Origin of the sequence: Lysinibacillus sp. FSL K6-0057 (genome assembly GCF_038630885.1) — a bacterium.
Taxonomy (GTDB): Bacteria; Bacillota; Bacilli; order Bacillales_A; family Planococcaceae; genus Lysinibacillus; species Lysinibacillus fusiformis_F.
Genome location: NZ_CP152047.1, coordinates 3,007,614 through 3,020,050, shown reverse-complemented (window position 1 = coordinate 3,020,050; position 12,437 = coordinate 3,007,614). Strand labels below are relative to the sequence as shown.

General features: G+C 31.3%; 5 protein-coding genes. All 5 read right to left on the bottom strand.

Annotation, left to right across the window (positions count from 1 at the left end; genetic code table 11):
• Window positions 1–17 precede the first annotated feature (17 nt).
• The 5 genes from MHB40_RS15115 to MHB40_RS15095 are packed head-to-tail and all read right to left on the bottom strand — an operon-like array spanning window position 18 to window position 12,333.
• Window positions 18–1,265: a hypothetical protein gene (locus tag MHB40_RS15115; protein WP_342532807.1), complete on the bottom strand. Its 1,248-nt coding sequence runs from the start codon at window positions 1,263–1,265 to the stop codon at window positions 18–20.
• Complete coding sequence (locus MHB40_RS15110) at window positions 1,262–2,155, bottom strand: hypothetical protein (protein ID WP_342532806.1); 894 nt, start codon at window positions 2,153–2,155, stop codon at window positions 1,262–1,264. The genes MHB40_RS15115 and MHB40_RS15110 overlap by 4 nt, the downstream gene beginning before the upstream one ends.
• 27 nt (window positions 2,156–2,182) lie before the next feature.
• On the bottom strand, window positions 2,183–3,256 hold the full coding sequence (locus MHB40_RS15105) for a hypothetical protein (RefSeq protein ID WP_342532805.1): 1,074 nt from the start codon (window positions 3,254–3,256) through the stop codon (window positions 2,183–2,185).
• Between the two features lie 18 nt (window positions 3,257–3,274).
• Entirely contained in the window at window positions 3,275–3,538 is a 264-nt protein-coding gene (locus MHB40_RS15100) for a hypothetical protein (protein ID WP_342532803.1), read from the bottom strand.
• Window positions 3,539–3,576: 38 nt separating this feature from the next.
• The gene (locus tag MHB40_RS15095) at window positions 3,577–12,333 is read right to left on the bottom strand and encodes a phage tail tip lysozyme (RefSeq protein WP_342534787.1); all 8,757 of its coding nucleotides are present in this window, start codon (window positions 12,331–12,333) and stop codon (window positions 3,577–3,579) included.
• Window positions 12,334–12,437 lie beyond the last annotated feature (104 nt).

Genomic DNA, 12,437 nt, shown 5'->3' with positions numbered 1-12,437 from the left:
TTACCCTTCAATTTAATCTAATAATATAATTTAACTGCGCTTACATTCATTGTTCCATCGTGAGAAAGAGGGATGGATATACTCTTTGTTAAATAATAACCATCTATCCCAATGTTATTGTCATGTAGTTTGATTTTTTCATTTACATTTAGTCCATAGATTGGAACACATGTAAAATCTACTGTTTCAGCCAAATTATCTTTTTGTTTTAATTCATATTCAGCCCTTAAAATTGCTTGTTCTAGTAAAGAAATTTTATCGTCATTAATGGCAAATGTACGCTCACCTATACAATCTATTGAGTAATTTGGATTAACTGTAAAGTCTAACTCTTTCCATTCTTCATCCCAATAGTATGATTGTTGAGTAGTGGTGATTGTACAAATATCGCCTTTTTCTTGATTGGTAATAATATCTCTTTCACTGACTGTTTCTCTTATATATTTATTTTTATATACCCATTTTATAGTTTCACCTGTTTTGTTTTTTCTACCCCAAATAAATATGCTATTTTTAACATTTGTGAAGTTTACTTTTGAAGAATTAGTTATGATGAGATTCATATTTTGCTGAGTAAAGTCCCAAACAACAGGGTCGAGGTGTCTGTTTTTTATTCGTTCTACAATATAGTATCCATCCAAATTCACAAAAAAATCTATATCCATATACAACTTCCTCAATGTATCTACTAATTCATAAACTGATGAATTAGGTTGCATATTTATTTCATAAGGTACAAGTAAATCAACATCACTAATTTTTATTTCATCTACAGATACTTTTGATAGCCCATTTAATGATGATCGAATAGCTTCTGAAACAGTTATTCCTTCTGGTACAATTTCTAATTCATGCGACAGAGTACCACCATGAGTACCATCAATAGCAGCCATTTTATCACTTAAATCAATACTCATAGTTTTGTCTGATAATGAACTTTTTAAATCTGCATTTTGAATCAAGAATTCACCTTGCTTGAACCAGATGATGGTTTCGTCATATTCTTCAAGTCCAGTGTATATTCTCACTTTTCTATTAAACCAAATATTAGAATCTGGATTGGGTAGTAAGTTGTTATCCTTGATGTACATAGATAAACTACCATTTCTTCTATATGTTGATTCACCAGATATATTTATATTTCCTGACAATGAGTATCCATGAAGAACATTAATGACAGTATCATTTTTATTCAACAATTCTAATTTAATATGAAGTTTTCGTGATGAACGTTGAAGTATATTATATTGTTCTTGTGTAATCATGTACCATCAAATCCTTCTAGCATTCCGTGAACTTTTAGAGTATTAGAGTTCATATCTCCAATCTCTACAAATGAGAATGATACATTAGCGATACCTATAGCGTCATTATTAGGTTCTTCAACTGGATTATCTGTAATCTGAATTAACATTAACTCCCCATCCATACCACGAAATACTTTTGGACGTTTTGATTTAAGGAAATTTAATAATTGTTGCTTTTCTAATTTCTGTGATTTAATATCTGGAAAATCATTTTTTATTGTGGATGCAGACAATATCATTCCAGACAACGAAGATTTTCTATAATCTAATTGTCCATAAGAGACTACAGGATATCTACTATTAATAGGTTCAAAAACAGTAGAAGGGGAGATGTGTTCAATATTTCCCATTTGAGCATCATAAAATATACGATAGTTATGATTCTTATCAGAGATATAGTATCCATCAAAATCAACTTTAATCGGACTGGATATTACACGATTACCAGTCACCTCATTAGAAATAGGTAATAATGAGTATTCATAATCAAAATCATTTGCTATATATTTATCAATAGCCTCATAGTATCGTTTAGTATTAACATCATAATCTAGTTCTGAAACATCTGTCCAAAATTGATCCTCGATTTTTCTACGTTGAAAACGAATCTTATCAATCTCAATACCCATGTTATTCAAGCTACCAAATTCTAAATTGTTCTGTAAATTACCATTAATAATTGTTTCATATGTAAAATAACTTGTTTTTTCTACTGTATCACTAGTGTTTAAATCTTTATCAATATGCAGGTGATCAATTAACCCATATTTAACATTTACTGCATTATAGTCATGATGACAGTTTACTGTTTCAAAAACGCATCCATCATCATATCCTAAAAAAGACATTCCGATTATAATAACAATCACACTCCTTTATGCTAAAACAATCTTCAAATCAATTAGTTGATATTGTGATTTCATATATATCATGAATTGCTGGTCTGGTAATATTTCTAATTCGTTACTTACAAAATGGGCAGGGTATTTAATTCCATACGTATATTTAAAAGCATGTATTTTATCATCATACTTCATTAAATCTATTCGACCATAATCTGAATTTAAAGTTAAAAACACCTTATCATCAGGAACATTTTCACACCAAAGTTTCAATACAAAATCATCATTCTCAATTTTAAAGCCTTCTCTAATTTCCATTCTTTCATAATCTAATCTATTTAAATCTAATTTATCATCATCTACATATTGAACGTCTTCTCTAGCAATTTCGTTACCATTATCGTCATATAACTTGGCAATTATCTGAATAATATTAGCATTTACTTTTATAGCTCCTTCAGAACTTAAATTTTCCACACTAATTACAGAAGTCAACTTTGGAACAACATAAAATGGTGTAAATTTAATTAATCCTGTCGAGAACTCCTGTTGATTTTGAGAAATTGTCTGCACTTCGATATAGTAATCTACCTCATTTAATAACCCTGCAATTTCTTGTGTTAGGGGAGAAGTGCCATCAGAAAAGACCTCATTATAGGAAGTAATTAAATTTTTATTAGAATCATAAAGAAAATACTTATAAGACTGTAGTATTTCATTATCAACACTACTATAATTTGCTGTAAAATTTACAGTCTGATTATAGACCCTGTTTTGATTAGCGTAATCAATATTAGTAATTACTATATCTGGAGTCTCCAAAACCCAAAAGAAAATAAAATCACTAAATGGGCTAAATTGATTATTTATATTTCCTACTCTAATTTGACATTTATAAGGTAATCCTGATACTAGTGTGTCAGGTGGTAGAGTATGTTTAAGTGCAAACGTATCAATAGTTTCATCATAAACTTTTACATTGTCAGATAATCTATAAATTACTAGATTATTTTTTACCGATTGATCTCCACCAGAATATGTAAATGTAAAATCTTTAGTTGTAGACGAAGAAAATGGTTTTAGGTTATTAAGTATTGGTCTAAACATAATTCACCGTCCTTTATATTATGGTTTTTTACAATCAATAAATTTATTACTAAGATTTCCATTTATAATGCATATAAATACAATGTCTCCTATGGACAACTCTAAACCTTCTCTAATTTTAACCTTAGAATAAATTCGATCATTAACTTCTACTTCACAAGTATTGTCTTCGTTCAAAGATACAACAGTGGCTTCAATATAATAGTTATAATGTAGTTCACTGATTTTTTTATTAACCATTATTTCAATTGCATCTAATATATAGTTTTCAATATCATTCATATACTCACCTCAAATAAAAAGGAGGGTAGGGAAGAACCCTACACCTCATTTATTCTCATTGTAGCTATTTTAGGTAGATTTTTTATTGCGTCTTGTATCTGATTGCTATTTGTAACATTAGGGAAGGACAAGGAATTAATTTTGAATATTTGAGAAGTAGTTTGTTGAATAGGATTTATCATATTTTTAAAATTAACAGGGTTGAAGTGATTTGTAAAATTCCTGTTCAAATCAACTGCTTTAAGTAGATTTTTTGTATCTTCTTTGTTTAAAACTATTTCTTTTTCATGAAGAAAAGCTAGCTTTCCTTGAGAACCGAACTCACCAGTATATCCACCAGTAGCAAGACCATATTTGTCTTCCAATTCTTTTTGAGACATTGTAGCAACATCTTTCAAGCTTATATCCTTACCATTGAAAGATACATAAGAATTTGGATCGTTTAAAACGTCCTTTTTAGAAGAACTATCAAGTGCCTTAAACTCATCAGTAGTGTATACTTTTTTATTTGATTTTTCTTTTATTTCTTCTTGAAGAGACATCAACATATTTAATGCATTTTGAGCCTCTTGTGCTAGATTTTTTAAATCGTCAACATAAGTTTTAAACGTGTTTTTCATATTGTCAATGTTGGTAGACATATTTGCAAAAATATTACTCCACGTTTCTTGGTTGTCGAATTCAATAGTAGTCAAGAAGTTAGAATTTAAACTAGACAATTCGTCAGAAAACTGTTTATAACTAGATATTTCTCCAGATAAAGCTCTATCAGTAATTTGTTTTAGTTGATTAAAATAATCACTTTTAGCAGATAATTCTTCTCTTTCAGCATTTCTTTCTACTTCTTTCTCAAAATTAATTAATTCTAGCTGCTTATCACGTAATTGGTCATTGACCTCATCAATGGCATCTTGATCTACAACATATTGATACTCCCAAGAACCATCTTCATTCTTTCTGAGTTGTTGGATATTCTTTTCAAGTTGAAGATTAGCTAATTTTTGTTCCAGTTGTCTGATTTCTAATTGTTTTTGAAGTCTTTCTAACTTTTTCTTGTCAATTTTATCAGAACTGTTCAAAAGATTAAGCTCTTCTTGAGTTAATTTGATTTCGTTTTTACGAGCAAACTCAATTAACTTTTCAACCTCAAGTTCTTTTTCTAAACCTTCGAGATACAAATCTTGTGCTTTATATTTGTTGTCAAGTTCTTTTCTTGCTTGTTCTTCCGTTTTACCATCGAAAATTTGCTTTTCAATTTCATTTAATTGATTAGAAAATTGTTCAGATAGTAGTTCTTTATTGAGATTTTTTTGTTGAATGTAAGCATCTTCAATTAATTCGTTATACTCTTTGACCTTGTTATTAATGGTATTCCATTCATAACTACCTACTTCTTGTTCCTGTAACAAGTTCTGCAAATGTCTTTTCTGATTTACAAGCTCTTGAGTATATGACTTTTGTTGTTTTAATATTTCATTATTAATTTGAATTCGTTCAGTAATATCAGCATCATTCAACATATCCAAAGCAAATTGTAAGTCATCAATTTGATCAAGGAAATTAGCGTTATTCTTATCCCAAATCTTCTGTTGAGATTCCATCCATTGAGATATTAAATCCTTTTGTTGTTGGATAGCATTGGTAATGTTATTTTTTTGATTTTGTATTTCTTCTTTATATTTTGCAATAGTACTTTCTGTTAAGGCTAAATTCGGATTGTTTAATACATCTTCTAAAGCTTTAATTGTCTCATTAGCAATTTCAATAGACTCTTTTGATAATTTTATATTGCTACTATATAAGAAGGCAGCGTCATCTTTATTGAGTTCATCTTGAAGTCTTACAATTTCTTTTGTCAATCTTTCAAATTCTGATTGATTTTTATTTGATTTAGCATTATCTAATGACTTTTGAAGTTCTTTAATTTGATCTACTTTTGGCTGTCTTTGCTTGTTATATTCTTCAGATAATTTATTTAAACTACTAGAGTTTACAAATTTATCTTTAAGTTTTCCTAATTCAGATAATGCCTGATCGTTATCTGCTTTAGCTTTCATTTCTCTACCATGCTCAGACATTCCTAAATTAAACACTTTACCTGCATCATCTAAAGTAAATTCAAATTGTGGGAGGTTTGTAAATAGACTCTTAACATCGTCTTTAGTTAGATAATTACCTTTAATTAAATTGTTTCCTATAAGCTTGTCTACATACTTTAATGCACCAGTTTCATCAGATTCAATTCCAGAATGCTTAAAATCTTTATTTATAGAAGTAGAGTTAGCATTATTCCATTGCGTGAAGTTGTCCAACGATAATAATGGTGCAATATCTCGTAAATTATTTAATTTACTTACCTCATCGTCTGTCCAATATCCCTCGAATTTTTGATTTAAGTTTAGGGCAGAGTCAATGAGACTATTGATTTCCTCTATAGGTAATTCCTTTATGTATTTATAAACAAAATCTTCAACCGTTTTAAAATTCTTAACTAAATCTTTACTCCAAGCCATCGAAGTGCCTACACTGAAATCTGCTCCAGAAGTAATCTTTGACCACAATTCCTTAGCAGAACTGTCTATTCTATCGTTTTGTTGATTGAATGTAGAATCTAATGCATCTTGTATATCAGTGTTTTCAGCATTTTTATTAATTGCATTCAATAGTGGGCGATAAAGAGTTGTTAAATTGCTATAAATTGCTTCTTTGATACTATCATTTTTGTAATTTGGATTACTGTACAACTCTAACAATTGAGCAATTTCATCAAACTTAGATTTTTCATCTGTATTTAATTCATTTAAGGCTTTAGTATTATGTTTCAAAGCTGCCATGTAGTCAGAGAAGCTACTAAAGTATTCCTCAGTACCAAATAAGCTTTCCTTTGATAACAACTCAAAATTAAAACCAGATGTACCATTAGCATATGCAGGGATATCCTCTAAGAATTGCTCAGTTTGTTTATTTGGAATAACATGTGTACCTTTAGGTAAATCAACTAATTCAGCACCCTTATTTCCTGATAGGGCAATACTGTTATTAGGGTAAACAAGGAGTTCTCGACCTTCTTCGCTTATAATCGCATGTCCACCAGTATGACCACCATTCGTTCCTTTAGCATACGCAGGCACATTTGTTGCTTTACTGATACCTTGATTAAGTTTTTTGATAGGTTCTTTATCTCTAATTTTATCCAATAAGCTACTTGATTTTGTAACTTTAGATTCCAAAATAGAGATTTTTTCATCAAGACTTGCTATTATGTCATCCCAAATACCACTATATTCTGAGCCAAAATCACCCATCGCAGATATCATTTCTGCTTTCATGTTAGCATAATGATTTTTTAACTCCGCAATTTCCTTCTTGGTCATATTCTTAGTTGATTCTAAAAGTTTGTTGTTTTCATTATCCTTTTCTTTTTCTTTAGATTTAGAAGACATTTCCATAAGAAGCTTAACTTCTTTTTCAAACTTTTCAATTGCATCTAAGAGTACAGTATGGAATTGTTCAGACTTACTCTTCATCTCTTCATAGAATTTCTCTGCTTCAGTGATTTGACTACCGTATGAAGAAGATCTGATGTCTTGAATAGATAATTCTACTGACTTCAATTGTTCGACAGGGTTTTCAATTAACTTAGATAAATCTAAAACATTTCCTTCAGGAAGTGAGAAGTTGAAATCTAAATCTGTACCACTTAACTTACCACCGTCTAACAAGTCCAAATTAGCTTGTAGTTGACTAGATAATCTGCTAATTTCTTTTTGAGATTTGTTAGCTCCACTTATTAACTTATTGAAGTTTATTTCCTCTAGTGATTTTGTGTATTCAATGATTGCAGAATTACTTTCCATCAATCTAGATTTTAAATCTTTTAATTTAGATTCAACTTGAGCTTTTTGTTCATCATTGTAAACAGGGGTAGAAGCAAGCTTATTGTACTCAGAAACGATAGTATTCGACATTTCCCTACTTTTAGTAAGTTGGTCAGAAATAACACCGATTTTACCATCAAAATCTGATTCACTAAGTATCTCTAATTTTTTATTTAGAGTATTAATAACATCAGAAAACACTTCAATGCGTTTCTCTGTTTCTTTAATTACTTTATCAATGTCTTTTGATGCTTCACTATATGCATTAGATTCTGCTTCTTTAATTTTATTAGCTGCGTCTGACACATAAGTCTGGATTTGATTGTAAATTGATTGAATTTGACTTAATTGACCTCTACGTTGCTCGATGTAACCTTCAATCTTATCATCGTAAAGCTTAGTGTCATAACCTTTTGCAATAGCAGTGTTTCGCTCAATGATTACATTAGCGATACCTTTGTCAATTTTTGCAATAGAATCCTCTATTTCAGACTGCATATTAGTGTATATATCAACTTTTAACTTTACATCTTTATCATCAATTAAGCCTAACTTATAATTGAGGAAATCGATTTTATCTTGAGTTTCACCTATAGCTTTATCATCAATTTTAAACTTAGCTTCTGAGGCTTGATAGAACGTGTCACGAATTTCATTATTAGTCTCTTGAATCTTTAACTTCAATTCTTGATACTTTTCTTTTAAATCATTTAAAACTGTTGCTGAATGATTCCCAGACTTAATTTCTTTTTCTAAGTCAATTAACTCTTCTTCGTTAATCATCTGAATTTCTTCTAGATAGTCGATAATTTCAGATAGCGCAACTGCATAGTTAACTGCATCATTTTCGTTCAATCCAGTGTTAGTTAAGTCAATTTTATTTTGAGATGCTTTACGCAACTCTTCGTAATACTCTGAGAGTGACTCAAGTTTTGAAATGTCAACACTATTAATGCTTTCTTCAACATCCCACCAAGAAAGAGATAATTCACTCAATTGAGTTGTTAATTCATCTTTGAAAGCAGGGGAGAGGTCAGTACGTTTAAGTTGCTCACGAATGAAGTTTGCTTCTTTATGTAATAAAGATTGCTTGTATTCTAAGTGTTTAGTTTCTTTTTCTAACTCATCACGGTAAGCTTGGGAATGTTCAAGTTGTTGGTCAGCAAGAATGTTCGATTTCTTAATCGAACGATCTACACCTTCCGATAAATGATTATAATAAGCAATATTTGATTTGACTAATTTTTCATTTAAATCTTCAATTATTTCTCTAGTATTTAGTGCATCATTTTGTACTCCGTAAAAATCTGATTTAGCTTGATCGATAGCTTGCTGAGAAGTATCAATACCAATTCCTGAACCACCATTAGTACCTTGAAATTGATTGAAGTATTGGTTAGCATAATCTTGACGTTTTCCAACTGCTGAACCACCAGAACGTTCAAATAGTCTATCGAATTCAGATGCATGTTGGGAAGCTGATAAGTCATTTCGCTGTAAGGAAGCTAAAGATTTCTTTTCTGAACCCTGCAACTCTTTCCATGCATAATCTAATTGAACCTGCAAATCAGACCAAGATTTACCTACCGATTTAGCGTAGTCTTGTAATCCGTTCTTGCGTCCACCTAACCATTGGAAGATACCTGAAGCACCACTAGATTTATTTACAGCACTAGAATTAAAGCCTGATTCTTGTTGGATATTACCCATGATTCCAGCAATTGCTTTATCGTTTAATCCTTTATTTTTAAAGTAATTCCAAACAACAGCTTGTTGACTACTTGAAGATGGGTAGGAGGCTGATACTCTGCCATTTCTAGCATCATTTAAATAGTTTGATGGGTCAATAGGATTACCATTTTTGTTTATTTCGTAATGTAGATGATTACCTGTAGAAGTACCAGTTGAGCCAATTGTACCAATCTGCATACCTGCTGTAATAGTGTCACCAAGTTTAGCTATAGCTTTATCTAAATGAGCGTAGATATGTTTCATACCATTAGTGTCTTGAATAACTACTACATTACCATATGTACTACTCATACCATTTTTCTTAGCATCACCACTAGCTACAACTTTACCGCCAATGTTTGCATCTAATCTAGTACCTTTAGCCATAGCGATATCAATACCACGATGGAATTCTGAACCACGTTGACCATATCCACTTGAAATTGTACCATTCCAACCACTTAAGTTTTGATTAGATGAAGGGGAGGAGCTAGTTGAAATATTTCCAGTTTGCTGAATTTTTCCTGATGCAATTTGAGATTGTAACGCTTTAGATTGCTTCTCCTGTAAAGCTAATTTTTCCTTTTCAAGTTTAATTTGTGCTTCAAGATGTTTGCGATACTCTTTGGAATGCTCAGGATATTTAGCTTGTAACTTTTGTTGCTTCTCAATTTCTAAAGTTAACTTTTCAAGTGCTTGTCTATATTTATCTGTTATGTATATTGATTCTTTAGTTGTGGAGTTGCCGTCTTTTTGTGAGTTAGTGTTATCTTTAGTAGCTTTACCTGAATTTTCGAGTGCGCTGTTGAAAGAGTCGATAGTGCCGATATTAGAGTTTAATGATGACTGTAAATTATCTAATTCAGATGTATAGTCACTAATTTTAGATTGAGTTTGACCTAAAATAGTACCAGAACGATAAGCTCCATATCCAGCAGTATAGCTATTAGGATCTTCATCCTTCATTTTCTTAACTTGCTCATTGTAAACTTCTTGCATTTTAGTTTGAAGAATATTTAATGCCTGAAGTTCCTTTTTGATGTTGTCAATTCGTGCCTTAGTAGCACTAGCTTGGGCAAGTGTCATTTGTTGTTCGGCAGTTAATTTACCGTCACGAGCATTTTTATAACCTTCAAGAAGAACTTTATTCGCCTTGTTTTCAGCTTTAATAGCTTCTATTTTTTCAGAAGTCAAAGCAATTGCTTTTCCATCCTTACCAAGTAAATCTGGATACACACTAGCTAATTCATTCATAATTATTAGACGTTTATCTAGAATGTCTTTTACTCGTTGTTCTTCGGCATTCAAATTTTCTTTTACAAGAATATCTTGAAGCTGTTGTTCGGTATATCCTGCTAATTGATCTGTAAGTCCTTGATAATGAAGTAATAAGTTATCCAAATCATCAACATAAGCTTGTGATACACCAGCTAAAGATTCGGTAACGTCTTTGAAGTCCTGCATTTTTGAAGCTAATTCTGAAACAGAATTAGCAGCATTACTCATTGAGTTGGTCATATCTTCGATTACAACTTCGCCCTCAACAATTTTAATTTGTCCTTTTTCGATTGCGTTTGTAAATTCTTCATAACTCAATGTGAATGAATTTAATTCTTTATCGAAACCTCTACTAGTCGAAGCCAAATCATTTAAACTCTTAATGCTATCTGCATACAAATCTGCGTCATTAGTATTAATTGCTTTTTGTATATTTTCTTGAATTCTACCAAATTCATCTGAAAAACCCTTTAATTGGGCATTATCAAAACCAGAAAAATCTAATGAAGATACAAAATTTTGTAAGGACTCAGAAACATTGGAATCAATTTTTAAGGAAGATTGAGCATCTGCAACCTCGAATATTTTTGCTTTAATTTTTTCACTAGCTTGTTGATATAGTTGTTCTAGTTGTAATAATTCAAGTTCTTGAACAGAAGTATCTACTCCGTTTTCTTGCATGGATTTGATTATCTGTTTTTGTTGTTTTATTCTAGATTCTAAACTACCATAAATGAAATTAGATAATGAATCATACCATGAACCATTAATTTCGTCATTGAGTTTTTCAAATTCTTCAATTGCTGTGTTTACTGTTACTTTATTTTGAGCATCAATTAATTTTTCTGTAGCTTTTATTTCTTGCTCAATAGCATCTTTATTTTTTAAGTGCATTTGTCCAGTAGAGTCCACACTAGCAATTAAAGCAGGGAATATTTCACCAAGTTTTTGTTGTACTTTTAAATACTCTTCTTCTTTAGTTGAATCCCAAGCGCTGTCATTTGCTTTTGCATCGGATAAAGAATTATATTGAGTAATCAGTTTTTCTACTTCATCTTTGTTACTCGATAGTGCAGATGTATTTTTTTCTAAATACAAATCCAGTTCTTCTTGTTTTTGAATGTTCTCTGATATTATGTTTGTTAATTTCTCAATAGCTACACCTGCTACAGCAAACACCATACCTATACCTGTAGCAATAGCTAAACCTTTTAGCGCTACAGTAGCTAATCCAGCAACTGTTCTGAGTCCAACCAAAGCTCCAGAAAATACACCTGTAGCACCTGTAGCAGCAACAGTAGCAGATGTAGAAGCATATGTAGAAGCAACTAATGCTCTGAAACTACCACTAAATGCATATACAGCAACTGTAGCTACTGTAATTACAGGTGGTAATAATCCAATAGTTGAGACAACTCCATTACCTGAATCTGTCATTGTTTCTAAGGCAGAAGTTATCACAATAATTGAGTCATAAAGGACGGTTTCTCCAACAGCGCTAGAAAAAGACCACCAGGCCGCGTCGAGTTGGTTTAATCTAGCCTGCAAACTCTTTCCATACTCTTCCTGTTCCCGCATAGCAGAGTTAAATGAGTCCATAGAGGTAGCTGTCGCTGATTGTGCCATTTGATAATTAAGCATAAGAGCGTTAAATCTCGATAACTGATATGTCCCTGCGACTTTAACAGCAGTATTTTGTCTCTCAGCATCAGATAATTGATTCCACTTTCCAGCAATTTCTTGTATTATACTGGAGACAGGTTTAACTTTTCCTTCCATATCTTCAATTGAAATACCTATATCATTTAACGCACCAATTGCTGAACTATTAGTTGTTATTCGTGAGAAAATGGTTTTTAAACTATTACCGACAATATTGCCAGATTCTCTTGTAGCAGCACCAATCATTCTGTTCACATAGGTTCGTTACTCCTATATCGTATTTGATTATCTCACGATAATTTCTCATACAGCTTATAGTTTCCTATAAGTTCAGACTATATCAAACTCTC